Source organism: Prosthecochloris sp. (assembly GCA_015482705.2).
Classification (GTDB): Bacteria; Bacteroidota; Chlorobiia; order Chlorobiales; family Chlorobiaceae; genus Prosthecochloris.
The window spans coordinates 1-21961 of record JADMLA020000037.1 but is presented as its reverse complement, the minus strand read 5'-3'; the positions used below and the strand labels follow the sequence as shown (position 1 = coordinate 21961).

The 21961-nt window shown below is 47.5% G+C and carries 30 protein-coding genes; 20 read left to right on the top strand and 10 right to left on the bottom strand.

Going from position 1 to position 21961, the window contains the following annotated elements; all coding sequences use genetic code 11:
* Positions 1 to 42: 42 nt before the first annotated feature.
* From QZ209_RS08550 to QZ209_RS08530, 5 genes are read right to left on the bottom strand one after another with little or no spacing between them, the layout of a single operon-like run.
* Positions 43 to 1257: a hypothetical protein gene (locus QZ209_RS08550; protein WP_294346959.1), complete on the bottom strand. Its 1215-nt coding sequence runs from the start codon at positions 1255 to 1257 to the stop codon at positions 43 to 45.
* Positions 1217 to 2254, bottom strand: coding sequence for a KamA family radical SAM protein (locus QZ209_RS08545; protein WP_294346957.1), 1038 nt, complete (start codon positions 2252 to 2254; stop codon positions 1217 to 1219). Before QZ209_RS08545 ends, QZ209_RS08550 begins: the two co-directional genes overlap by 41 nt.
* A 10-nt stretch (positions 2255 to 2264) precedes the next feature.
* Entirely contained in the window at positions 2265 to 3776 is a 1512-nt protein-coding gene (locus tag QZ209_RS08540) for a radical SAM protein (protein ID WP_294346954.1), read from the bottom strand.
* Positions 3773 to 4792, bottom strand: coding sequence for a radical SAM protein (locus tag QZ209_RS08535; protein ID WP_294346952.1), 1020 nt, complete (start codon positions 4790 to 4792; stop codon positions 3773 to 3775). The genes QZ209_RS08540 and QZ209_RS08535 overlap by 4 nt, the downstream gene beginning before the upstream one ends.
* The gene (locus QZ209_RS08530) at positions 4789 to 5859 is read right to left on the bottom strand and encodes a radical SAM protein (protein ID WP_294346950.1); all 1071 of its coding nucleotides are present in this window, start codon (positions 5857 to 5859) and stop codon (positions 4789 to 4791) included. The genes QZ209_RS08535 and QZ209_RS08530 overlap by 4 nt, the downstream gene beginning before the upstream one ends.
* Before the next feature lie 364 nt (positions 5860 to 6223).
* On the opposite strand from QZ209_RS08530, the gene QZ209_RS08525 reads away from it, so the two are divergent.
* Positions 6224 to 6457: a hypothetical protein gene (locus tag QZ209_RS08525; RefSeq protein ID WP_294346948.1), complete on the top strand. Its 234-nt coding sequence runs from the start codon at positions 6224 to 6226 to the stop codon at positions 6455 to 6457.
* 128 nt (positions 6458 to 6585) lie between these two features.
* Here the strand turns inward: QZ209_RS08525 and rimO are convergent, their stop codons facing one another.
* Positions 6586 to 7896: a 30S ribosomal protein S12 methylthiotransferase RimO gene (gene rimO, locus QZ209_RS08520; protein ID WP_294346946.1), complete on the bottom strand. Its 1311-nt coding sequence runs from the start codon at positions 7894 to 7896 to the stop codon at positions 6586 to 6588.
* Between the two features lie 4 nt (positions 7897 to 7900).
* A complete protein-coding gene (tgt, locus tag QZ209_RS08515) occupies positions 7901 to 9034 on the bottom strand; it encodes a tRNA guanosine(34) transglycosylase Tgt (protein WP_294346944.1) in 1134 nt (377 codons plus the stop codon).
* A 102-nt stretch (positions 9035 to 9136) separates the two neighbouring features.
* On the opposite strand from tgt, the gene QZ209_RS08510 reads away from it, so the two are divergent.
* Together QZ209_RS08510 and QZ209_RS08505 are read left to right on the top strand one after the other, a co-directional pair.
* The gene (locus tag QZ209_RS08510; RefSeq protein WP_294346942.1) at positions 9137 to 9655 is read left to right on the top strand and encodes a UpxY family transcription antiterminator; all 519 of its coding nucleotides are present in this window, start codon (positions 9137 to 9139) and stop codon (positions 9653 to 9655) included.
* 32 nt (positions 9656 to 9687) lie between these two features.
* Positions 9688 to 10704: an NAD-dependent epimerase gene (locus QZ209_RS08505; protein ID WP_294346940.1), complete on the top strand. Its 1017-nt coding sequence runs from the start codon at positions 9688 to 9690 to the stop codon at positions 10702 to 10704.
* Between the two features lie 118 nt (positions 10705 to 10822).
* Here the strand turns inward: QZ209_RS08505 and QZ209_RS08500 are convergent, their stop codons facing one another.
* Positions 10823 to 11506, bottom strand: a complete 684-nt coding sequence (locus QZ209_RS08500) for an ATP-binding protein (RefSeq protein WP_294346938.1) — start codon at positions 11504 to 11506, stop codon at positions 10823 to 10825.
* Between the two features lie 265 nt (positions 11507 to 11771).
* On the opposite strand from QZ209_RS08500, the gene QZ209_RS08495 reads away from it, so the two are divergent.
* The 5 genes from QZ209_RS08495 to QZ209_RS08475 all read left to right on the top strand — a co-directional run bounded on the left by QZ209_RS08495 (position 11772) and on the right by QZ209_RS08475 (position 15597).
* Positions 11772 to 12911: a site-specific integrase gene (locus tag QZ209_RS08495; RefSeq protein ID WP_294346936.1), complete on the top strand. Its 1140-nt coding sequence runs from the start codon at positions 11772 to 11774 to the stop codon at positions 12909 to 12911.
* A 146-nt stretch (positions 12912 to 13057) separates the two neighbouring features.
* Positions 13058 to 14110, top strand: coding sequence for an FRG domain-containing protein (locus QZ209_RS08490; protein ID WP_294346934.1), 1053 nt, complete (start codon positions 13058 to 13060; stop codon positions 14108 to 14110).
* Complete coding sequence (locus QZ209_RS08485; protein WP_294346932.1) at positions 14091 to 14261, top strand: hypothetical protein; 171 nt, start codon at positions 14091 to 14093, stop codon at positions 14259 to 14261. Before QZ209_RS08490 ends, QZ209_RS08485 begins: the two co-directional genes overlap by 20 nt.
* Positions 14262 to 14301: 40 nt before the next feature.
* The gene (locus QZ209_RS08480) at positions 14302 to 15057 is read left to right on the top strand and encodes a hypothetical protein (protein ID WP_294346931.1); all 756 of its coding nucleotides are present in this window, start codon (positions 14302 to 14304) and stop codon (positions 15055 to 15057) included.
* Between the two features lie 12 nt (positions 15058 to 15069).
* A complete protein-coding gene (locus tag QZ209_RS08475) occupies positions 15070 to 15597 on the top strand; it encodes a hypothetical protein (RefSeq protein ID WP_294346929.1) in 528 nt (175 codons plus the stop codon).
* 55 nt (positions 15598 to 15652) lie between these two features.
* On the opposite strand, the gene QZ209_RS08470 is transcribed toward QZ209_RS08475, so the two are convergent.
* On the bottom strand, positions 15653 to 16126 hold the full coding sequence (locus QZ209_RS08470; RefSeq protein ID WP_294346927.1) for a hypothetical protein: 474 nt from the start codon (positions 16124 to 16126) through the stop codon (positions 15653 to 15655).
* Positions 16127 to 16152: 26 nt separating this feature from the next.
* Positions 16153 to 16950: a LexA family transcriptional regulator gene (locus QZ209_RS08465; RefSeq protein WP_294346925.1), complete on the bottom strand. Its 798-nt coding sequence runs from the start codon at positions 16948 to 16950 to the stop codon at positions 16153 to 16155.
* 378 nt (positions 16951 to 17328) lie between these two features.
* Here QZ209_RS08465 and QZ209_RS08460 point away from each other — a divergent pair, with 378 nt between their 5' ends.
* From QZ209_RS08460 to QZ209_RS08405, 12 genes are all read left to right on the top strand, one after another.
* Positions 17329 to 17535 (top strand): DUF3873 family protein, encoded by a 207-nt coding sequence (locus tag QZ209_RS08460; protein ID WP_294346924.1) that lies wholly within the window; start codon positions 17329 to 17331, stop codon positions 17533 to 17535.
* 12 nt (positions 17536 to 17547) lie between these two features.
* Entirely contained in the window at positions 17548 to 17907 is a 360-nt protein-coding gene (locus QZ209_RS08455; RefSeq protein ID WP_294346921.1) for a hypothetical protein, read from the top strand.
* Positions 17904 to 18158, top strand: a complete 255-nt coding sequence (locus tag QZ209_RS08450; RefSeq protein ID WP_294346919.1) for a hypothetical protein — start codon at positions 17904 to 17906, stop codon at positions 18156 to 18158. Before QZ209_RS08455 ends, QZ209_RS08450 begins: the two co-directional genes overlap by 4 nt.
* A complete protein-coding gene (locus QZ209_RS08445) occupies positions 18155 to 18445 on the top strand; it encodes a helix-turn-helix domain-containing protein (RefSeq protein WP_294346918.1) in 291 nt (96 codons plus the stop codon). The genes QZ209_RS08450 and QZ209_RS08445 overlap by 4 nt, the downstream gene beginning before the upstream one ends.
* 16 nt (positions 18446 to 18461) lie before the next feature.
* Complete coding sequence (locus QZ209_RS08440) at positions 18462 to 18743, top strand: hypothetical protein (RefSeq protein WP_294346917.1); 282 nt, start codon at positions 18462 to 18464, stop codon at positions 18741 to 18743.
* 16 nt (positions 18744 to 18759) lie between these two features.
* Positions 18760 to 19284 carry an outer membrane beta-barrel protein gene (locus QZ209_RS08435; RefSeq protein ID WP_294346915.1) on the top strand — a complete coding sequence of 175 codons (525 nt, stop codon included), beginning with the start codon at positions 18760 to 18762 and terminating at the stop codon, positions 19282 to 19284.
* 87 nt (positions 19285 to 19371) lie between these two features.
* A complete protein-coding gene (locus QZ209_RS08430) occupies positions 19372 to 19533 on the top strand; it encodes a hypothetical protein (protein WP_294346913.1) in 162 nt (53 codons plus the stop codon).
* Positions 19530 to 19721, top strand: coding sequence for a hypothetical protein (locus QZ209_RS08425; RefSeq protein ID WP_294346911.1), 192 nt, complete (start codon positions 19530 to 19532; stop codon positions 19719 to 19721). Before QZ209_RS08430 ends, QZ209_RS08425 begins: the two co-directional genes overlap by 4 nt.
* Before the next feature lie 121 nt (positions 19722 to 19842).
* Positions 19843 to 20100 (top strand): hypothetical protein, encoded by a 258-nt coding sequence (locus QZ209_RS08420; protein ID WP_294346910.1) that lies wholly within the window; start codon positions 19843 to 19845, stop codon positions 20098 to 20100.
* Between the two features lie 52 nt (positions 20101 to 20152).
* Entirely contained in the window at positions 20153 to 20383 is a 231-nt protein-coding gene (locus QZ209_RS08415) for a hypothetical protein (protein WP_294346908.1), read from the top strand.
* A 1-nt stretch (position 20384) separates the two neighbouring features.
* Positions 20385 to 21410 carry a phage Gp37/Gp68 family protein gene (locus QZ209_RS08410; protein WP_294346906.1) on the top strand — a complete coding sequence of 342 codons (1026 nt, stop codon included), beginning with the start codon at positions 20385 to 20387 and terminating at the stop codon, positions 21408 to 21410.
* Between the two features lie 11 nt (positions 21411 to 21421).
* Positions 21422 to 21844, top strand: coding sequence for a hypothetical protein (locus tag QZ209_RS08405; RefSeq protein WP_294346904.1), 423 nt, complete (start codon positions 21422 to 21424; stop codon positions 21842 to 21844).
* The last annotated feature ends 117 nt before the right edge of the window (positions 21845 to 21961 follow it).

Below are 21961 nucleotides of genomic sequence, written 5' to 3'. Positions count from 1 at the left end.
CGTACTCAAGGCGCTCGCGACAATGTATAGAGATGCCCTTTATCAGCAGGTCACGACATTATACGGCTGACGGATGTTCAGCGTGTATTTCGCGTGCTGATCGTCATCCTTCTTTTTGCTCGATCGGGTGAAAATCAGTCCAGTCGGGAGGTATTGCAGCGTCTCGGTCATATAGTTGGAACTGCTTTCCGTATCGATGATGATCGAGTCGTTTTTTCGCACGTCATCCAGGATATGGGTATACAGCAGCATCTCCCGCAGGGCGGCCGAAACAATGGGTTCGGTGAATTCTATAATGACGTTTTGCCGATAGATTTTTTCCTGTTTCACGAAAGAATGAATGAGTGGGCCGCATTTGCAGACATCATTCAGCCACGACTCCACATACTTCGGGTTTGTGATTTTTCCCAACTGGTCGGGAAATGTTGTTGAAAAGGCGTCCCGGATTTCGCGAATGACTGCTCCGAATTTCAGGTCCAGGGAGCAGGTAGAGGCAGTAATGTTACAACGGTGCATTTCTTCCTGAAGCTGCTCGTTCATATCCTGTGCAGCCCTGCTCAGAGTGTCAAATAACAGCTGCGGATCATCCCGGTAATGCTGGTGTACGAAACGAGCCATATCGATCAGGTGTTCCGGATCGCCTGTTTCGCCTGTGTAGCCCCAGAACTCCCAGTCAATTTCAACAGCGTGCTCCGTAAGGGGTGAGAAAACCCGGGCCAAGGTAGCGGCTACCCTTCTGAAACGCGCTCCTGTCGTGGGCAGTAACTCACCCGAGGAGTGCCAGAGCCTGCCTTTGGAATCACGTCGGTACTGGTAGCTGGGGCAAACAAGGCTTACCAGCCGCACCGACCCTTTCCCTGCTTGTTCCGCGAGCCGGCCTAAGGCAAGGCTGACAAGCAAGGGGTCATTGTCCCGCTTGTGCATGGAGGTGATGCCCAGTAAGGCAGGGATAACCTCTCTGAGCAGGGTGTCTGCGAGGGAGTCGTTCCAGCTTTTCCAACGGCTCATGGCCTCGAACGCCGACAGAAACACCCGCTCGGACAGGGCCAGGGCCTTGAGCTGGGTGCCGAAAATAGTAGGAGAGACAATCTGGCTGAGGAAGCTGTTTCCCAGGAGTGACGGAACAGCCTGGAAATATCCTCTCAAGCTGCCTTTGAGTGTGGAAGACGGTTTGCCCGTAATTTGGCCCAGCAGTCCGAGGAGCGATTCACTCTGGTCAACTCCGTTTTTCGCAAGGCTGGAAATCGATGTATTCATACTTTTTGTTTTCGAAATTTCGAAACGTGTATTTTCCGTCTTGTTTATCGATTATGTGGTCGGGTGACAACGCTACCTTACCGCCGCCGTTTTCCAGGTCTATGACCAGTTGTGGCGTTGCCATGCCGCTCATCCGGCCCTGGATGGCATCGATGATCTCAAGCCCGGTTTCCAGGCTGGTTCGAAAATGGCCGGTTCCTTTTACCATGTCGGGAATAAACAAATAGTAGGGTTTTACTCTCATAGCCAGAAGCTTTCGTACCAGTTCCTTCATCACCTCGGGGGAGTCGTTCACTCCTCTGAGCAGTACCGACTGGTTGCCGAGCTGAATGCCAGCGTCGGCCAGCATGGTACAAGCCTGTTGCGACTGAGGGGTTATTTCAGCCGGGTTGTTGAACTGCACATTGATATAGAGAGGGTGGTACTTTTTCAACATACTGCAGAGTTCTTCGGTAACCTGTTTCGGATCGATGCAAGGTATGCGGGTGCCGATCCTGATAATGTCGATATGGGGAATGGTTCTTACGGACTTGATAATTTTCTCCAACTTTTTCTGGGGCAGGGTTAACGGGTCACCGCCTGAAATAAGCACATCGCAAACCTCTTCATGATCGCTCAGGTATTCCACTGCATTTGCAAGCTCTTCGGCGGTGATTGCCGTGGTCCTGTCGCCGATATTGCGTTTTCTGGTACAAAAACGGCAGTACATGGCACAATTGTTGGTCGCCATCAGGAGAACCCTGTCCGGGTACCGATGATGCAGACGCGGGACAGGGGAGTGGGCATCCTCTTTCAGGGGATCAGGCTGGCCTGAGGCATTGGTCAATTCCTCTTCCGAGGGGATACACTGCCTGTAAATCGCGTCACCAGGTTCCCTGATCAGCCCCAGATAATAATCCGTAACCCGCATAGGGTATTTCCGGGTGACCCTTGTAATTGCTTCACGTTGTTTTGCCGTGAATAGCGGTATGTCGTCAAGGGCCGTTTGACTGCACATTGTGTTCATCTTAAAACGCTGCCTCCATGAAAGCGGGATCGAAATTCGGGAATCGATGCCCGAGTTGTTCCGTTACCTGTTCTCTGGTACCGATGGTGTCTTCCATAACCGAGCAATATTCATCCATAGCCCGGTGGAAGAGGTATTCCAGATCACGGCTTGTCAGGTGTGTTGTTTCAAAGGTGGGGCGGTTGCGCCCATCGTAATTACTGAAATCCGGCTCGACCCATGTAATGTCGAAGTGACGCCTGTTCTCGTATAATTCTGTGCCGGGATAACCCACAAGCATGTTGATTTCAGCGGTGCTGGACAGGCCGGAGCGTATCCAGCTGCTCATGGTGGCTATGGTTTGACGGGCCGTCTCATAGGTTTCGAATGGTGATCCGATGAGCCAGTAGGTATGGGTTTCTATCCCTTCTTCCCTAGCGTATTCCAGCATGCGCATGACCTCGGGAATCCGGATGTTTTTGCCCATGATTCCGAGAAGATCCTGGTTGGCGCTTTCGACGCCTACATGCAGACAGCGGCAATCGGCCTCGCGCAGTTTGCGGAAATGATCCCTGGTAGCTTTTGGGTTGGCTCTGGTCTGGGCTTCCCAGTGCATTTCCGATTGTAACGAACCCATCTGCTCGGCAATTTCCATGGCTCGGCCGATTTGATGAAGAAAATCATGGGTGCCCAGGTAGAAGAAACGGCTGTTGCGGTTTTCCATCAGGTAACGAACCTCTTCCTTGAACCGATCGAGGTTTTGGCCGGTAACCTCCGGTTTCCAGAAATCAGCACACCAGACGCAGTCGTTGGTGCAGCCGGTCAGAGGCGTCACCCTGGATATCGGTATGGATAGCCGGTCGTCTCCGCCAAGTTCTTCGCCGGCAAAATTGTCTTCCAGGTGTTCATAGCCGATCAGGGGCAATGCAGAGCGATCCATGCGAGGACGATCGGGGGTCTTGAAGAGTTTACCGTTCTCTATAAAACTGATTCCCGCTATGCCGTGAAGCGGTTCTTTTCGTTCCATGGTCCGGAGCAGCTCCAGGGTGGTTGCTTCGCCCTCCTTGTGCACCAGGATGTCGAAAGCCGACTCCCGCAGGACTTCACCGTATCGTACCCATGCATGGTTGCCGCCCAGGAGCAGGGGGATGCCAGGGTGTTCCTGCCTGATGCGCCCTGCCATGCGTGCAGCGGTTCTGTAGCTGGCGGTAATCGAGCTGAAGCCTATGGCGTCGAACTCATCTGCCCGTTTGAGGATTTTCTGCAGAAGAATTTCTTCCCGGTCCACATGCTTGCCTTCCGGGCTTATCGGACCGAAAAAAGAGCACTCGATGCCGTGCTGCTCGAGGTAGGAAATAAGTTGCAGCAATCCCAGGTGGACGGGTTCGAGCATCCAGAAGCGGTAGAAATCCTGTTGCGTTAAATGATTGAATACCGTGAAGGCGCGGGACGAGAACAGGTAAAAATAATAGAGCCGTTGCATCTGGCTCAGAGGAACCGCAGGGACAGGCGGGGCGACAAATGCTACTTTCACTCTGTTTCTCCTTGTTGAGCGTTGAATTGTGCATCTCCACTAAACCTGAAGCAGCCCGGATCGGGAGCGGTCAGGGATCCCCAGGTTGCATAAGCTACAGCCCGGCAGCCGTAGCAGCGGCTGCGTTCCGGGCAGGTTCCACAGGAGCCTTCGAGATGGTCGTCAATGGTGCGGCATCGCTCGAGGATTTCTGATTCCCGCCATATCGTGGTGATGGACTCCTTGCAGAGGTCGCCCACCTCGATGTCAATGGATGAGCAGGGGCGAACTTTTGCGTCGGAGCCGATATAGCAGCCTGCCTTGAGGCGGTTGCAGGGAGTGTCTCCGGAAAAGGGCACCGACGCAGGATAATCGCTGGACTCGTTGTCCAGAAACAGTCTCAGATCATTCGCTGACGGCACATTGTCCGCCTGCAGACCGCCGACCGGGATGGCCCGGTTCAACACAAACCCGCAGCCTTTTTGCGCTGCAAACGTGCGCAAGCGTTCCAGTTCGCTGAAATTTTTCCTGGAGCCCAGGGAATGTATGGCAAACATGGGATAGGTATCCGCACGGTAACCGGAGACTTTGAGGTGTTCCAGCGTTTCGACGATCGTTCGGTGTTCACCCTGGCCGCCGGTCAGAGAGAAGAATTCTTCCGGGTCAAGGGTGGTGAGGCTGATAGCCACATTTATTCGGGCAGCCGCCAGTTTTCCGGCAAGCTCCCTGTCGATAAGGGAACCGTTGGTGACAAGCTGCACCATCACATCGTTTTCTCTCAGGTAAGCGACGACATCCCAGAAATGCGGATAGAGCAGTGCTTCGCCTCCGGTCAGCTCGACTTTCCGCAAACCCAGAAGCAGCGATTCGGAAAGGGCTTTTTTAAGTATGCCGTAATCGAGGTCGGTTACCGCATGGTCTTTTTTTGAACAGAAGACGCATTTGAAATTGCACCGGGTTGTGCAGGAAACGGTGAGGTAGGCGAGCTGCCCGGAAAACTCCAGCTCGGTATATTCCCACGGATTGAGGTTGTTCATAACGGTCTTCTGTTTGCGGCATCGGTAATTGCCTTGCATGTAAGGTCATAGGCAAAGGATGTGAACGAGCCGGTACTGCGGTGGACAATCGAGAAGCAGGTGTTGTGGCAGCGGTCGGGACCTTCCCAGTGTTGACAGCCCTCACAGTTTTCAGGAATTTCGGTCATGGCCCGTCGGCGCAGTTCGCTTTTCTCCCAGATTTCCCTCAGGGATGCATCGTTCAGGTTGCCGATGGTCCTGGTATGATCCCAGAACCCGCAGAGCAGCACGTCACCTGTAGCATTCACATGGACGTAATCGAAGCCGCAACTGCATTCTACCCAAATGATGTTCGGGTGCGGTTCGTAGAGCGCGGGAGATTTGCAGCGAACCATCGGCGAGCAGCAGATACGCAGGGGAATCCTGCCGTTTTTCGCTTTTTCGGTCAGCCGGATGAACGCTTCGTTCATCTCGTCCATCTTCGGGTATAACCCGAAAGCTTCGTCGTAAGTCGCAACAAGGCATTGTGCGCCCATGATAATGTTTCGGCCGTTCGTTGCCACGCTTTCAGCGTAGTCATATAACGCTTCGAGCTCGTGGATGTTGTGCCGGGTCACCGTTGCCTCCAGATCGACGGTTACCCCCCGGTCTGCCAGACAGAGTGCGTTTGCCTTGAGTTGCTCCAGGTTTTCTGCCCCTGTTCCTTCCGCAAAGCCGCGCAGAAGCTCTAATCGTTCAGGATCCAGTGTGTCGAAGGAGACGCAGGCAAACTGCAGGCCTCCATCGGCAAGCCGTCCGGCCCATTGCGGATCGATGTTCCTGCAGTTTGTGTTGATACGATTTTTGACGCCATATTTATTGCCTATTTCCATTGCCCGAAGCAGGTATTCTTTCGACTTGTCCGATATGGTGACCTCGCCACCCTCGAACCAGACCCACTCGGGCTTTTCTTCCGCCAGGGTTTTTTCCACGATTTCGAGAGGGAGCCACTTGTTAAACTTCGGAAGATTTTGATTGTATGCACAGTACATGCAACTGGCATTGCAAGCCTGAAGCAACTGGAATTCTATAACCCTGAACCTGCTCATGGTTTTTGCCTCCTTCCGACGGGTATTTGTTGTATATATTTTTTGGCGGAAAAGATATATCGGATAAAAAAGTTTTTACCCGTAGTTTGAAAAAAGGTACTCTATAAAAACACGAGACGCTTGGAGCATACTGCGTATTATGCTTTATCGAAAGCAAAGTAGAACCCGTATGGGAATAAAAACCGGCGAGACGTTTTTTGAGAAAAAGCGGTTTTGAGCTGTATGATTTTACAGGGATACATGAAACAGTCATTGTATAGTCGCTATTGCTGGGGGAAACGATTTGATTCACTCTCTGTTTTCAATAAAAAGTACGTAATTTTTGAGAAAAAGATAAGTTATTTTATTGTCGAAGCATTCTTATATGCAAAAGCTGCGGGCATTTACAGGCTTCTCTATTAATTTGTTCCGCGTCGTGATTGCTTCGTTCACCGGTGCACCACATAAGGGGGATCTACCTTTGTCAAAACAGTTGTCAGTCGAGCAAGTGTTTAATGTCGGGCGTTCTGGCAATGCAGGGTTTGGCGAAAATATTCGGTGCAATCGCCTTCCCGCCATAGTGCGGACGGTGGGGGCAGATAAGGCTTTTTTCTTTTGAGCCGGGCGCATACGGAAAAGAGACGAAGAAAAACGTAAGAGATAGGAAGTGGTCGTTTCATGAGGGTAATTCGGGCTACTGACAGTTCCTTGAATACCGGCACCGAGAATACAATATTTACAAGGCTGTCAGAGTCCCTTTTCCGTTACGATCCTTCCATACAACTCGTACGCTGAACTCTCATCGATACGTGCGATATGGAACGCTCCAGGTTCGATGTCGCTGCCGCCGGTCTCGATAATACATTCGTTATCCACTTCGGGGGCGTCGTATTGTGTTCTGGCATAGGCGGTCGAGCCGTCAACTTCATCAATCAGAACTTCTGTCGTTTTTCCTTCGAACATAAAGTTTTTCTCTGCAGAGATGCCTTCCTGCAGTTCCATCAGTTCGCGTACACGATCCTGCTTTTCCTCTCCTGGTACGTCGTCTTCGAGAGTTGCATAGGCTGTGGTATGCTCTTCATGGCTGTAGGGGAAGCAGCCGAGCCGGTCGAAGCGGAACTCCCGGACGAAGTCAAGCAGTTCCTCGAACTCCTCCCTTGTTTCGCCGGGGTAGCCGGTGATCATCGTGGTGCGTAAGCTGATGTCGGGGTTGTGTTCCCGGATCGATTCCAGCAGGTGAATAGTGTCGTCCCTGCCGATACCCCGTTTCATCGAGGTGAGGATGCGGTCGTTGATATGCTGAACCGGCATGTCGAGATAATTACAGATGTTTTTACGCTCACGCATGATATCGACAACCTCGATCGGGAAGTTCTGCGGATAGGCATAGAGAAGCCTGATCCAGGGGAAGTCAAGGTCTGAGAGTTCAAGCAAAAGGTCGTTCAGTCGGAATGAACCGTAGCGGTCGTAACCATAGACGCTGATGTCTTGAGCAATCAGGTTGATTTCCTTTACCCCTTTGTCTCTGAGCAGTACGGCTTCTTCGAGCAGGTTTTCGACAGATTCACTGCTATACCTACCACGCATCTTCGGGATTGCACAGAATGAACAGGTACGGTTACACCCTTCTGCAATTTTCAGCCAGGCGTAGTGAGGAGGTGTGAGCAAGGTTCGTTCGTGCAGATGCTGTGGGGAAAAGGTGCCACCGAGAATTGTAATGATTTTCTCCAAATCGGAAGTACCGAAGAAGTGATCGACTTCAGGCAGCTCGGCTCTGAGTTCCAGTGCATACAATGCACTGAGGCAGCCCATGACATAAAGTGCCGCTATTTCGCCTTGCTTGCGTTTTTGCGCAGCAGCAAGTATTTCGTCTATCGATTCGGTTTTTGCATCGGCGATGAACCCGCAAGTGTTGATGATGACAATATCGGCATCGTCAGCATTTTCCACGAAGCGTAACCCGTTTTTTTCTGCCTGATTAATCAGCTTTTCGGAATCGACAGTGTTCTTGGAGCAACCGAGGCTCAGGAGAAAGATCGATCTGTTGTTGCGGAGCATGGTATCAGGATTGTTTGCCGGTGTTGAATGTCTGAAGGAAACTGTCTTTCCACTCTCTGAAACTTCCCTGGATAATCTGTTCCCTTGCAGTACGGGTGAGCCACATGAAAAAGGAGATGTTGTGCAGGGTGCAGAGCTTGAGCCCGAGTATCTCTCCGACGTTGAGCAGATGGCGTATGTAGGCTCTCGAATAGTTTCTGCAGACGTGGTTGTCGAATCCCTCGTCGATTGGCGTGAAATCCTCGGCAAACCGCGCGGAACGCAAATTGATATGGCCGTTTCTTGTATAAACGCGTCCGTTTCGAGCTTCACGGGTGGGAATGACGCAGTCGAACATGTCGACACCCCGTTCGATGGCGTTGAGGATATTCTCTGGTGTACCGACCCCCATCAGGTAGCGGGGCTTGTTTTCAGGTAGAATCGAATGGGAAAGATCGAGTATACGGTACATCTCTTCGGCGGGCTCGCCAACGGCAAGACCACCGATGGAGTAGCCGTCGAAATCCAGGTCGACGAGTTCTTCGCTCACCTGTGTTCGCAAGTCAGCATAGGTGCCGCCCTGGGTGATGCCGAAAAGAGCCTGACTATGTCCATAGCGGGGTTGTGTCGATATAAAATGCTTTTTTGCCCGCTCTGCCCATCGCACCGTCATGTCACCCGATTCCTGCACATATGTTTTTTCTGCCGGCCACGGCGGACACTCGTCAAGAGGCATCATGATGTCACTACCGATAGTTCTCTGTGTATCGATGACGTTTTCAGGTGTAAAGTACAGCATGGAGCCGTCGATATGCGACTTGAAGCGGACGCCCTCTTCATCGATGGTTCTGAGTTCGGAGAGAGAATAAACCTGGTATCCTCCGCTGTCGGTCAAAAGGGGCTTCTGCCAGTTCATGAATCGATGTACACCGCCAGCCTTGCCGATGATATCGTTACCGGGCCTGAGATAAAGGTGATACGTGTTGGCGAGGATGATACGAACCTGCTGAGCTTCGAGCTCTTCAGGTTCAACCGATTTTACACTTGCCCGTGTCCCGACCGGCATAAAGACCGGAGTCGGTATCTCTCCATGATCGGTTTGCAGGAGCCCGCTGCGAGCCGAGGTGCGGGAATCTTTGTGGAAAACGCTAAAATTCATTATATGTGAATAGAATGATGCAGTTTTACCTTTTGAAATCTACGATATGCAGCACAGTGTATCGAATTCGGTTGAGAAGTAAAAATTATTAGTTCTTACGCTATGAATGGTCAAGAGGGCCAATACTGGTATGCTGTCTACGTACGCTCGCGATTTGAAAAAAAAGTTCACCAGTTTTTTCTTGAAAAAGGAATAACCAGTTATTTGCCGCTTGTCGAGACATGGCGACAGTGGAGTGACCGGAAGAAAAAAGTGAGCTTACCACTTTTCAAAGGTTATGTTTTTGTGAGAATTGCCTATAAAAGTGATCATTACAAGGTTCTCGATACCGATGGTGTCGTGAAGTTCGTCGGTATACGAAACGTTCCTTCGGTTATTATCGACAGGGATATTGAATGGATTAAGATTCTTGCAGGCGAGCCCGATGCTCTCAAGGATGTTTTTCCGGGGATGCCTTACGGTCAGAAAGTCAAGGTGATTACCGGTCCATTTCTCGGTCTTGAAGGTGTTGTCCGAAAAGAGGGAAGAGGGGCGAAACTTGTCGTATATTTCGACAGCATTATGCAGGGGATCGAAGTACTCATCAACCCGGAGTTCCTTCAGCCCATACAAAATCACTGACGTCCTAATTCCATCAACCCCATTTGACATTTATGAAACTATTGGTAACCGGAGCTGCCGGTTTTATTGGCTTTCATGTGAGCCGTAGCCTTGTCGAACGCGGAGACGAGGTCGTAGGTATCGACAACATGAACAGTTATTATGATCCTGCATTGAAAAACGCTCGTCTCGAACTGTTACAGGAATCGGAAAACTTCCGTTTCATCAAGCTCGATCTTGCCGACAGAGAGGGGATGGAGGAGCTTTTTGCCGTTGAGAAATTCAACAGGGTCGTGAACTTGGCGGCACAGGCCGGTGTCCGCTATTCGCTTGAAAATCCTCACTCCTATATCGACAGCAATATTGTCGGCTTCACACATATCCTCGAAGGGTGCAGGAATCATCACGTCGAGCATCTTGTCTATGCCTCGTCGAGTTCAGTGTACGGAGCGAACGAGACTATGCCGTTCTCCGTTCACGATAATGTCGACCATCCTCTTTCATTGTATGCAGCCACTAAGAAATCAAATGAACTCATGGCACATACATATAGCTACCTTTACGGAATCCCGACGACAGGTTTGCGTTTTTTTACAGTATATGGGCCATGGGGAAGGCCCGATATGGCGCTTTTCCTTTTTACCAAAGCTATTCTTGACGGCAAGCCGATCAAGGTGTTCAACTATGGAAAGCACCGCAGGGATTTTACCTATATCGATGATATTACCGAAGGAGTGATTCGTACCCTCGATCATGTAGCCGTTGCGAACCCTGACTGGTCTGGGCTGAAACCGGATCCTGGATCGAGCAAGGCTCCCTGGCGGGTATACAATATAGGCAACAGTGAGCCTGTTGAGCTTATGGATTACATAGCGGCTCTCGAGAAGGCTTTGGGGAAGACAGCGGAAAAGGAATTTCTTCCTTTACAGCCGGGTGACGTACCGGATACGTACGCCGATGTTGCACAACTGATTCAGGATGTGAGCTATCATCCTCAGACTCCTGTCGAGGAAGGGATACAAAAGTTTGTTGACTGGTATCGGGAGTATTATGGGATTAGTGACAAGTGACCAGAGAAGAAAGTGATTCGGAAAACCGTTTATTTCTTTTTTTCGCTCCAGCAAAAGCCAAAGGTCTAATGGAGATTACCCTCTCTCTTTTCTCGTTACTTGTTATTCGTCACGAACATCACGCATCCTGCAGGCAATAGTAGCTCTCCTGTCCGTCAGTGCAGAGTTTGATGGCCCCCGACCGTACCAAGGCAACGAGTGTCTGCATGGCTTTCTGAAAAGAAATTTCCGCAAGTGAACTGAATTCCTGGGCTGTGATTGTTGCGTTTTTCGTCAGGTAACCCAGCAACATTTTTTCATGTGTACCAAAAGACAGTTTCAAGGGATCGCCTGCAGATTCCATGAGAAATACCCTGTCGGGAGACGCAACTTTGTTATGACTTTCTTCTCGCAGGTACACTTTCTTTGTTTGTACTTTACTTAATGTATGGTTGTCATCGTGTTCGGTTGAAATGTGGTAGTGGGGTTTATCACTGCTTTCGGGAACGATGACCATGAGCACCAGCCGCTTTTTGTACTCGACCACTTCCGTTTCAATTCGAAGTACCGGTTCGACATGCCACTTTACCGCATCATGTACGATCTCGAGCATCTCCTTTTCGCTGTGAATACCCGTAATCCTTTTATCATCGTCCACACCGATAAGAATAATGCCACCCTCGGTGTTGGCGAAAGCGACGATGGATTTGGCGATTTTTTTCGGGGAGTGTACCAGCCGTTTGAATTCGATGTGTCTCGTTTCCCCCTGCCCGACGATGTCGAGCAGAGGCATATCTTCAAGCTGAGACCAGGTGAGTGACATGGTGCTTGAATCTTAAAGTTAAAAGAGCACAAAAGTTTCCCGGAACAGGCTTTTCCGGAGTACTTCTGAAAAACGAAATAAGCCGACTCATTCCGGTTTCATGTGGGGGAAAAATATCAAATACCTGTAATAGAAAATGCCAAGTGCCGTTTATATTATATAAAACAATAAGTTACAGGTATTGAGTTCTTGCAGAAATGTCTTCATGGATCGTATATTTTGTATGTTTCGATCCATAGACGGTCCATGAATTAACATTTCGCGTATGAAAGTTTCCATTTTGAAGCGTCCGCATGCTGATAACAAGATCGGTCTTTACCTGCAATATTCAAAACCTGTGCTGTTGCCGTCCGGCAAAACAACCAGGCGGGAACCTCTTGGACTGTTTTTGTACGGCAAAAAACGGCTTAACCCGAACGAGAGGCAGCACAACCGGGAGACGGAGAAAGTTGCGGAAACCGTCAGGGCACAGCGTCAGATCGAGGTGCAGGCCGGTACGTTTGGCCTGTTGAAAGAGGGTTCCGGCATAATGCTCTCGGGTTACCTGACAAAAGCTTCCGGAATGGACGGCAGGGCATACTCGACCAAAATGGCGTGGAAAATGATGATTGATTGCGTCAAAGAAGCCGGGATCGATATGCCGATCGGTAACCTCGAAGCAGGTCACTGCTCGGAATTCAAACGGTGGATGCTGGCGCGGGTCAAGTCCGGCAAGTGGAAACAATCGACAGCATCGCACGAAATGAGCTATTTTCGCGCCGGTTTGCGCCGGGCCTATCGTGAAGGGTTGATACAGGTTAATCTTGTCGAGCGGTTCGACACGATACCCATGGGTCCCCGGGCAAAAATCGAGTTTTTGACCATTGAGGAGCTTACCCGACTCATGCAGACCCCGACGAAGTACCAGGGTACGCGGAAAGTTGCGTTTTTTGCTGCACTGACGGGGCTCCGCACTTCCGAAATCAGGGATCTTGAATGGAGCGATATCAAAGACTTTGCTGACGGATCGGCGGTAATGACCTACTATCAGCGCAAGACGAAAAAGACGAAAACAAGATATATGCCCTCTCAGGCACGCGAACTCATCGGGAACCGCTGCACCGGCAAAGTCTTTCCGCACATTATCCCGCAGCACCACCTCAACACACAGTTGAGGCGTTGGGCTCTTGATGCTCGTATCGACAAGCACTTGACCATGCACTGTATGCGCCACACGTTCGCAACCTTGCAGCTTGCTGCGGGCACTCCGCTGCATGTTGTTTCCGACATGCTGGATCACAGCTCGATCAAAATGACCGAGGTATACGCCAAGATTCTCGATGAGGCCGTTGCCGAGGCAACCGAGCGAATCAGGATCGATGCTCCAATTGAGCAGCCTGCTCCGTTGAGGCTGGTCAAGTCTTGATATACAGAGGTAATGCGTTTATTTAAAATGTTTGTTTAAATGCTTTTCTTTAAGAGAAATAGTTTAAATGAAATTTTTTCCTTTGCTGACGTCTCTTAATTTTTTGGCCTATATTTATTTGTTTATCTTTTTTTGTAAATGAATATATGATGCAAGGTTATAGAATTAATGTTCCTCTTTATGACTTTATTTCATATCTAAAAGAGGTTGATGATAAAAAACAGGAGCTCATAGAAAGAGATATGGGATTGTATTTTCCAAAAGGTTTTTATGAGGCTTTTGCTATAGATGATGATTTTTTTTCAACTTATCCGATAAAAAATCTATCTATATTGTGTCGTGGGCAAAATGAATTTTATGAAAAGTCTTTCGCTTCTATATATAGGAATAATGTTTCAGCACTTGAATGTTTTATAGAAAGGATGAAAGTGGAGGAGTTTATTAATCTATTAAAAGAGCATCCTGTTGTGCTGGATTTGAAAAAACCAATAGAAGGAACTTTGCCACCAAAGAAGTTTTATATTGATTTCGAGGGTTTAGCGCAACACTATGAATTAAAAACAGAATTGATGGATTTTTCAGGCGATCCATTTGTTGCTGCTTTTTTTGCTGTCACAAAATATGATAAAAAATTAAATAAATATCTTCCTATAATAAGACCAAGTTCTAAGCCAGGAATTATTTACATTTATAAAATAGGGCAAAGTATAGAGGAATTTACACAGCCCTATATGTTGCAAAAAATAAAGCCAATTAGTTTGCAGCCATTTTCTAGGCCGGGTGAGCAGGCGGCTTATTTATATAGATTAGGTGGTAAGAATTTAAATGAGGTGAGTTGCATAGAAAAATATTTTTTTTACCATCGTAAAGAAGATTCTTTAAAAATATATGACATGTTTGATGGTGGGGATAAACTTTTTCCTTATGATTCCATTCAGAAGAAAGTTTCTTTTATAAAGAAACAATTTTGTTTCAGTGAAGAGGTTTTTTTTTCCACATATAGGAAGTATGGAAATAATAATGTTAAGAAAATAAAGAAATATTTAAACAAAATTGGTGTGGTGATAAAAAAAGATAAAAAAAGATATTTTACAGAAGACGAAATAATCCATTTGAAAAAGCAATGGAAAATGGAGAAAAAAGAATTTATATCAAAAATAAGGATACGCTTGCAAGATTGTGATAGCAATATTCGTTAAAGGCCAAAACCTGATCACTGAGCTTTCGCTCATGGACCCGTTCGAGCTGGCCGTCTTGGAATTGTGGTCTAAAGGATTTTGGGAACAGGAAGCCGGCGGGAAGTCGCTCGAGGAGTACGCTGGTGAATTGGCGAAACGTAACAAAAAATAAGTATATTTGAGGTGTTTCATCAATCATTTATTTTTTGATCATGAAAATTGTATCCGCTTTGCGTTTTTCCTTGTTGGTGTGCTTGCTTGTTGTTGCGACCGCACCGCATGCATTTGCACAATCGGCCAAGTCTGAGGTTGTTATTCCAGAGGGTTACACCAATGACGACATTGTTGCCGTGTACAACGATTTGAAGAAAAACTACGGTCCGAAAGGCGAGTTTGAAACTCAAGCTGCTTACAAAAAACGTATTCAATCCGGTTACAAGGGCCAGGTAAAATTCTTTTTCACGAAAGAGATTTATGCAGTCATGCCTCCTGCAGGTATCGGATATATCTACTCAGAATATGATGCTGATAAACAGATTGTCACGTTCAAACGTATTTTGAAAATGTTTGACAACAAGGTAAAAATAAGACGTACACAATACAGTAATAAAGAATATACGGCTTCAAACGCTTACGGGGGAAAGGCTCTTGTTACCTCACACGAGGGGACTGACTACGGAATTCTCATTGAAAACGGATCGAAGTTCAATGGGAAAATTGAAATACAGTTACCACCTCGTGACGCTGAGGCTTTGAAAAATAACTTCGGGATTATGTTTGTTTGTGAGCTTAAACCTGATTCCAAAAAGGGCTATCTCAAAGATGATAGGACTTCTTTCGAAGCCAGCTTCAGCTTTCCGGAAAGTTATTATTTTTCAGAACATTACATCCGGGTGAATGTTACTGAGGTTGTTTTCTTCAACAGCCAAACAGGTGTCGTTTACTCGACACAAAAAATCAAGACATAAGAGATCTTTATTATGAAAAAAATACTATGTCTATCGGTTATTTTTGTGGCTTTTGCTGTTCCTCTGTTTGCCGGGCCGATCAGTGATGTTTTTTCTGATTCGGTTTTTGGTGTGAAATGGACTGATGATTTAGAGACGGTCAAGCGCAAGTTTCCCGGCGGTAAGGTTGATACCGACCATGGTTATTTAACCTACGAGGCCCGGGACGGCCGGGAAATATTGAAAACAGCAAGAACCGATAAAAATAAAATCATTTTTACCTTTAATGCAATTGGAACATTTAGAGGCGTTGGTGTAGAGTTTCCTTATGACGGTCCCGAAAGTTTTGCCCAGTTGTTAAATACAATGAATACATATTTTGGCGCACACACCAATAACGAAAGCGATGTTGCTACTGTTGATGTCTTTTGGCCAACTGACAACGGAATAAATGTTAAGCTTATTGTTATACCAGAAGTATTTGGGCTTGGCTTCAATATTCTTATGAGCATTGATAGAGTTGTGCCGGTCGAAGCTTCAAAAGAGGAGTTGGGATTTTGATTTTTTGTTTGTCAACTGAAATACAAAATTGAATTGCCTTGTTTTGTCTCAGACTTTATTCTTTCTCCCCATGAATTTCATTATTAACATATTCAATTAAAAAATTTCTTTTATCTCTTTTGAACGCTTCAAACTCCGCATTAAATTTTTTAAGATCTTTTGTGTACATCTCAATTTCTTCTTTAACAAGTTCAATTTCGGCTTTGATTTCCTCTTGTTCCCATTCTTCTTTAACTATTTTGGCTTTATTTTCTAATCTTTTTATTTCTTTTTTATGATCAGATATAGATTTTTTACATTCGTTACATTCATTTTTAGAGCCATTTTCATATGCTTTCATCGCTTCAGCAAAATATCCAACATAGCTTGATATTTCAAGCTTATCGGATTTGTCTAAATAGCCTATTTGAACCATAAAAGACTTATACGCTTTTTTTGCATCGGTTGCTGTTAATAGCGCATCTGTTGGCTCGATCATACCAGACGTCAACACTGGATATTTCGGTTTTTTTTTGAAAAAGTTAAACATGTTTTTTCCCGTTTTTTATTCCCTATTCAATTAGTTTTTCTAATTACCCACGTTACGACCCCCTGCGTCCGAAAGTCTATATCTTTACCTATTTCTATCGGCTCATAATTGTGATTTTCCGGCATAAGCTTGATATTTTCCCCGTCGATCAGTAAGCGCTTTACTGTTTGCTCACCATTTATCGAGGCAATTACAATATTTTTGCTTATTGGCTCGATTGCTCGGTCAACAATCAAAATGTCTCCTTCCTCGATTCCAGCCAATATCATGCTATTACCTTGCGCTTTAACAGCGTAAGTCTGTTTCGGGTGCGGTATCATGTGTCGTGGTAATTCAAGGTATTGTTCAACTTGGCATGTCGAGTCTGCAGGTTGACCTGCCGCTATTGCATGCCCATACAAAGGAATGCTTTTTGTGTTTGACTTATAGATTTCAGGTGATTCGGCCACTTTATGCTCAGGATATTTTTCTTTTTCCTTTTGTACTACTTCAGATAAAAGCTCCTGTACTGCTTTACCTAATTTTTCATGATAAGACTCTTCTTTCGTTTTTGTTTTCACATTTGATACAAGCATTTCACCATTTCCGGTAAGGTACCAGTCAGATGAAAACCCTAAGTCAACCAATTTTGGTGTTATTCTTGATGGGGTTCTTTTGCCTGATATATATTCCATTAAATGTTGTTTTTGTAAGCCGATAGCAGCTGCAAAAGATTTTTCATCCATTGCAGAAGCTTTAATGGCTTTAACAAGATTCCTTGAAATTTCTGATTCAGGCAAAACTTTTTTCATAAAAAGTCCATTTTTGGTTTGGTTTTTCACCATTATTGGTTATTATGCAGTTGACGACACTATAACAAGAATATAACACTCTAAAATGACCGAACGCACTCGTGACATTGATTGCTCAAAGTACCCGTACCGAAACGTTTGGTCATCGGTACATCAAGAACTATGCCAGAGAGGTCGGGTAATAAAGCGGGAGGCTGTTTACCGTGCTTTTGAAAGAGGAGATAAAGAGGTACAAGAGCTTTACTGGAAACACGTTAGGATTGCCGAGGCTGAGGCCGAAGAGAGGCAACACCGCCTCGACGTATTAAAAAAGCAGATAGCCAGTTCGTCTCAAAATCGACATCTCATAATTAAGTAACACGTTTTTACAAAACGATTTATACGTCAAAACAACAGCAAGCGGAGGTTATCATGACAGATTTAAACGGATGTTCAACATGCCAGACCGGGCAGGAGCAAATAGAGTATTTCACTGTTGATCTTGGGCGAAAAGGAGTGAAAGAAAAGGTCCAATACGATTACCGCCATACTGACGGGGAGCTTTTTTCCTGCATTGCGGACAACATCGCTCTCGCCAGGTCTCGCCGTGACGTTTGGCTACAGAAAAAAGCAGGATAAGGGAGTGGAGAGATGAGTTTAACATGCGGATGGCCGACAGGTGATTATGATAGCTGGTTTTTCGAGCCTGCAGAAGAGTACTCTTTTATGCCGTACAGGACGAGACGAACACGATGTTGTTCTTGCGGTTCGATGCTTAATTCTGGCGACATCGTGACGGAGCATATCTGTTATCGGAACGCGAGGACAGCATTCGAAGAGAGGATATGGGGGGATCAAGTTTTCTTGGCAAACAAATATCTGTGTGAGTCGTGCAGTGACATTTATTTCAGCCTTGTCGAGCTTGGGTACGGGTTTAACCTTGGTGACGACATGCGCGATTTGCTCAGAGACTTTCAGGATATAGAAAACGCAAGAAAGGTAGAAACATGAAGAACTGGCTGAAGATTATCGACAGAGAAAGATGGGTTGATCCTAAAATTTTGGCGACAAGATACCCGAAGGGTAAGGGGATGGCAATTTTTGCTATGCCGTGCAAGGAAAATGAGCAAGTGCGAAAACTGCACAACGATTCCCTCGACCGCCTTGAAAAGGCTGTGCGTGAATACCTGCGTGATCTCGAAGTTGATAACAGCTATTTGAAGAAAATCATACAACGCAGAAACGGGGAGTCAGCAGGATGATTGATGAATCAGCATACATGATTATTCAGGAGATCCGACACCTGAAAGACGAGGTGGCGAGGCTTGGTAACCAGGTGGTGTATACCACTTCCGAGGCCGCTGCGTACATGCGGTGCACGGAAGACTGGCTTCGCCGGGCTGCTCATGCCGGCAAGATCGAGCATTTCCTTGTTGGTCGTGATATGCGGTTTCGAAAGGTTGATCTCGATGCCTTCCGGGTAACGCCGGTCGGCGAAAAGGCGATGGAGAAGTTACGACAGATGGCGGCTGCACGAATAGGGTTATAACGATTGGGAGGCTTTTATGGCTGTGGAATTCGCAAGAGTAAACGAAGCGTTTGATGCCTGGACCGGTTACGACCACCGATCAGGCTCGTTCTGGGCGGTTATGCCGACTGCCTGGTTTTACAACCGCGAACGGCATTCGATGATGCCGGCTGAGTGGACGCTGTATCATAACGGCGAGGCTTGCTTCACCGACGGTCAGCCTCTTGCGCTGCTGGAGCGCGCCGCGCAGTTTCGCTTTTCTCACAATAGTTCTTTTGTAGTACCGCGTCCGGCGGTTCCGGGCAAAAAACAACACTAACCTAAACACTTGAATTATGAAAAAGCTCTTTGCAATCATGTTTCTTGCCGCTGCGATTTTAGGCGGCGATCCTACTTATCTCCAAGCCGGTAACCCTTACGTCAAGGGCGGTATTGGCTATTTCGGGTCTGACGACACCGTTGACGCTGTATGGAACAGCGGTCAGGAGGTTTACAATTTCGAGGCCGGTTATGATTTTGGCCGTCTCGGGGTCGGGCTCGAGTATCTCTACAGCCCGAACGATGTTGTTGACCTGCATGCTCTGATGATCAACGGGTATTACTACTTCCCGAAATCTGATCTCTTTGTGTCTGCCGGGTTCGGCGGTGTGCATCCGAAAAACGACATGATCGATTTCGATACGTCGAACATCACGACCGCGTACCAGGTTGGTGCCGGCGCCGAGATTCAGTTGTACAAAAACATCGAGATTTGCCCGACTGTGGGGTATTTCAACACGATCACGGATATCCACGAGGGCGATGTGCCGGTTGATATCGAGACTTTTTACGCCAAGCTTGGCCTCAAAATCAATCTGTAAAGCACGTAAAAGCCTCTGAACGTTTTGGCGTTGCCCGGATCGTTACCGGCAGGGGCTCTCTATCGATAACCAAACGGGAGACTTGACATGCTGTTTATCAACACTATTGCACGGTTCGTCAAGAAGCACGTTTTCGGGCAGCCGACGACACTCGATGTTATCAAAAAAGCCGAGGACGCGACGAGATGGAACAAGGATTTGTTTGTGACGTATCCCGGCGGGTTGCCAAGAACGGGAGGTGAACTATGAGAGGGCTGACGTTGATCGCTTTCGGGTTGTTCTGGGCTCTGTGCCGGTTTTCACGGATTCCGGATTTTGAAGATGTCGCGCTGAACGAAGCTTTACATGTGATTTTTGCTGCGTTCTGCGCGGTCGGGATGGTTTCCATTGCGGAGATGTTCCGCTCGAAGACGTTTCCGAGGGATTATAAACGCTGACGCACCAGGAATGCCAGCGAAGCCCGCCGAGTGGCAAGGCGACACGCCCGGCTCATAACCGGGAGAGCGGTTCGATTCCGCAGGCGGGCCCAAAGTTCGACAACAATAAAACCACACAATCATGGAAAAATGGTGGGCGCATAACCGGGAGGTGTATAAGGAGTCTGATAAACAGTTCATCGAGAAAGGCGATATCCTCGAACCGTTGTTTATCGCACACTCGAGAACCATGGCGCTGAAAGCCGTGCTCGTGCATAATGTCGATGTGCACACCGCGCATATGTCTATCATGTCTTTGACGGATGACGTGATAGTGCATGAGCCGCACATGGAGGACCGGATTGATTTTTTGGATGAACTTGACGGAGGTGATGCATGACGCACAAAAAACGCAAAAACATTTTTGCACGCGTACATCAGGCGGTCAAGGATTGGATCGACACCCTCAAAGCTATGAGCAATTGGGATTCTGGGGGGTGGATATGACGGATCATGATTTTCTTAAGCTAATGCTGCAAGAATACAAGCAACTATTTCACGAGGTGCAAGATCTCAACAAGGAGATTATAGCGCTGAACAAAATGCTTATACGGGAAAACGCAGCTTTGAGAGCGCAGGGGCTGGAAGTGGAAGAACCAGACGCAAACAAGGAGCAGGGATGATATGGGTTCAAATAGCAAAATAGAGTGGACGGATGCGACGTGGAACCCGATAATCGGGTGCAGTAAGGTCAGTTCGGGGTGTGATAACTGCTATGCTGAACGCATGGCGGGCAGGTTTTGCAAGACTGGTGGGTATTACAACGGTGTTGTCATTCCGATGACGATACCCCGCAAACCCATGTGGACAGGCAAGCCGGAATTCAAAGCGCACAAGCTTTATGAGCCGCTCAGGTGGCGAAAGCCTCGGACAGTATTTGTCTGCAGCATGGGGGATTTGTTCCACGAGTCTGTTCCGGCCGAGTGGATCGATAAGGTGATGGCTGTGATTGCTATGGCGGAACAACACCGGTTTATGATTCTTACAAAGAGACCGAAAAGGATGCTTGAGTACTTTGAGTACAGCAACCTGCCGGCCCATATCATGACACAACTAGACATGTGGCATGAGCATGATCCAAAACATGACGATTTGGCAATTGAGGCAGCCGCCAAGATTGGCTGTTATAAAAATTGGCCACTTGATAACCTCGCCATCGGCGTGTCGGTTGAGGACCAGCAGACCGCCGATGAGCGCATTCATTCGTTGCTGCGGACGCCAGCGTCACATTACCGGTTTGTGAGTTATGAACCGGCTTTGGGGCTGGTTGATTTTACGACGTTCTGTTACATGCTCGAACAACAGTCGTATGACTTAAATACGTTGACCGGAAAAGTGGTTACCAATGGTGGGTATTTTGCCATTCCCGGTATCGACCTCGTCATCATGGGCGGAGAGTCCGGCCCGAACGCTCGACCGATGCACCTCGATTGGGCGCGGTCGGTCCGGGATCAGTGCAGTCAAGCGGGTGTGCCGTTTTTCTTCAAGCAGTGGGGCGAATGGCTGCCTTTTGATCAGCGGGGAGACGAGATGTTTGCTAATAGTACGGGACAGAAAAGATGCGATTTTGCCTGGAAAACCGGCAAAATACCCGCCGGCCGTCTCCTCGACGGGCAAGAGCACACAGGAACGATCAACTGGAAAATTTAAGATTGTAGAGCATGAATAAAACGCTTTGTAAACGCTGTTTGCAATACACCAATCAACCGATTACGCACATACAGCGCGGGAATATTGTTATCGATGGTCCGTTGTGTGCCGATTGCTGGAGAGATATAAGCGCAAGCTATGAAAGTAGTGAATTCACAACACGAAATAATGATTACAAACGCGGTCACAAAAATGGCCATCAAGGCGGCAGGCAATACATCAGTAAAGGTTGGTTTTGCCTGAAAGACAAGCAATACTTTTCCGGATCTGTTTCGAAAAACGGTAAACGGGATCACGTTATCCGTCATCGCGACAGAATAGAGGTGATACGAATAACTATAAAAGCAGCCAAACAAGCCGGCACATACAACCACACCGCATCGGTCCGGTGGTTGAGTAAGCACGGTATACGGTTAGGCGAAGTGGTTGGATAAAACAACAGAGCATGTATGCAGTTGAGACTTGACATAGACGATGAGATCATCGTCGATAACTTTGCCGGCGGAGGTGGCGCGTCATTGGGTATCGAAATGGCTCTTGGTCGACGGGTC

Bases quoted from the DNA above. Each gene is read 5' to 3' on its own strand.
- QZ209_RS08550 (WP_294346959.1), bottom strand. From the start codon at position 1,257: ATGAATACATCGATTTCCAGCCTTGCGAAAAACGGAGTTGACCAGAGT.
- QZ209_RS08545 (WP_294346957.1), bottom strand. From the start codon at position 2,254: ATGTGCAGTCAAACGGCCCTTGACGACATACCGCTATTCACGGCAAAA.
- QZ209_RS08535 (WP_294346952.1), bottom strand. From the start codon at position 4,792: ATGAACAACCTCAATCCGTGGGAATATACCGAGCTGGAGTTTTCCGGG.
- QZ209_RS08530 (WP_294346950.1), bottom strand. From the start codon at position 5,859: ATGAGCAGGTTCAGGGTTATAGAATTCCAGTTGCTTCAGGCTTGCAAT.
- QZ209_RS08525 (WP_294346948.1), top strand. From the start codon at position 6,224: ATGCAAAAGCTGCGGGCATTTACAGGCTTCTCTATTAATTTGTTCCGC.
- rimO (WP_294346946.1), bottom strand. From the start codon at position 7,896: ATGCTCCGCAACAACAGATCGATCTTTCTCCTGAGCCTCGGTTGCTCC.
- tgt (WP_294346944.1), bottom strand. From the start codon at position 9,034: ATGAATTTTAGCGTTTTCCACAAAGATTCCCGCACCTCGGCTCGCAGC.
- QZ209_RS08510 (WP_294346942.1), top strand. From the start codon at position 9,137: ATGAATGGTCAAGAGGGCCAATACTGGTATGCTGTCTACGTACGCTCG.
- QZ209_RS08505 (WP_294346940.1), top strand. From the start codon at position 9,688: ATGAAACTATTGGTAACCGGAGCTGCCGGTTTTATTGGCTTTCATGTG.
- QZ209_RS08500 (WP_294346938.1), bottom strand. From the start codon at position 11,506: ATGTCACTCACCTGGTCTCAGCTTGAAGATATGCCTCTGCTCGACATC.
- QZ209_RS08495 (WP_294346936.1), top strand. From the start codon at position 11,772: ATGAAAGTTTCCATTTTGAAGCGTCCGCATGCTGATAACAAGATCGGT.
- QZ209_RS08490 (WP_294346934.1), top strand. From the start codon at position 13,058: ATGATGCAAGGTTATAGAATTAATGTTCCTCTTTATGACTTTATTTCA.
- QZ209_RS08480 (WP_294346931.1), top strand. From the start codon at position 14,302: ATGAAAATTGTATCCGCTTTGCGTTTTTCCTTGTTGGTGTGCTTGCTT.
- QZ209_RS08475 (WP_294346929.1), top strand. From the start codon at position 15,070: ATGAAAAAAATACTATGTCTATCGGTTATTTTTGTGGCTTTTGCTGTT.
- QZ209_RS08470 (WP_294346927.1), bottom strand. From the start codon at position 16,126: ATGTTTAACTTTTTCAAAAAAAAACCGAAATATCCAGTGTTGACGTCT.
- QZ209_RS08465 (WP_294346925.1), bottom strand. From the start codon at position 16,950: ATGGTGAAAAACCAAACCAAAAATGGACTTTTTATGAAAAAAGTTTTG.
- QZ209_RS08460 (WP_294346924.1), top strand. From the start codon at position 17,329: ATGACAGATTTAAACGGATGTTCAACATGCCAGACCGGGCAGGAGCAA.
- QZ209_RS08455 (WP_294346921.1), top strand. From the start codon at position 17,548: ATGAGTTTAACATGCGGATGGCCGACAGGTGATTATGATAGCTGGTTT.
- QZ209_RS08450 (WP_294346919.1), top strand. From the start codon at position 17,904: ATGAAGAACTGGCTGAAGATTATCGACAGAGAAAGATGGGTTGATCCT.
- QZ209_RS08445 (WP_294346918.1), top strand. From the start codon at position 18,155: ATGATTGATGAATCAGCATACATGATTATTCAGGAGATCCGACACCTG.
- QZ209_RS08440 (WP_294346917.1), top strand. From the start codon at position 18,462: ATGGCTGTGGAATTCGCAAGAGTAAACGAAGCGTTTGATGCCTGGACC.
- QZ209_RS08435 (WP_294346915.1), top strand. From the start codon at position 18,760: ATGAAAAAGCTCTTTGCAATCATGTTTCTTGCCGCTGCGATTTTAGGC.
- QZ209_RS08430 (WP_294346913.1), top strand. From the start codon at position 19,372: ATGCTGTTTATCAACACTATTGCACGGTTCGTCAAGAAGCACGTTTTC.
- QZ209_RS08425 (WP_294346911.1), top strand. From the start codon at position 19,530: ATGAGAGGGCTGACGTTGATCGCTTTCGGGTTGTTCTGGGCTCTGTGC.
- QZ209_RS08420 (WP_294346910.1), top strand. From the start codon at position 19,843: ATGGAAAAATGGTGGGCGCATAACCGGGAGGTGTATAAGGAGTCTGAT.
- QZ209_RS08410 (WP_294346906.1), top strand. From the start codon at position 20,385: ATGGGTTCAAATAGCAAAATAGAGTGGACGGATGCGACGTGGAACCCG.
- QZ209_RS08405 (WP_294346904.1), top strand. From the start codon at position 21,422: ATGAATAAAACGCTTTGTAAACGCTGTTTGCAATACACCAATCAACCG.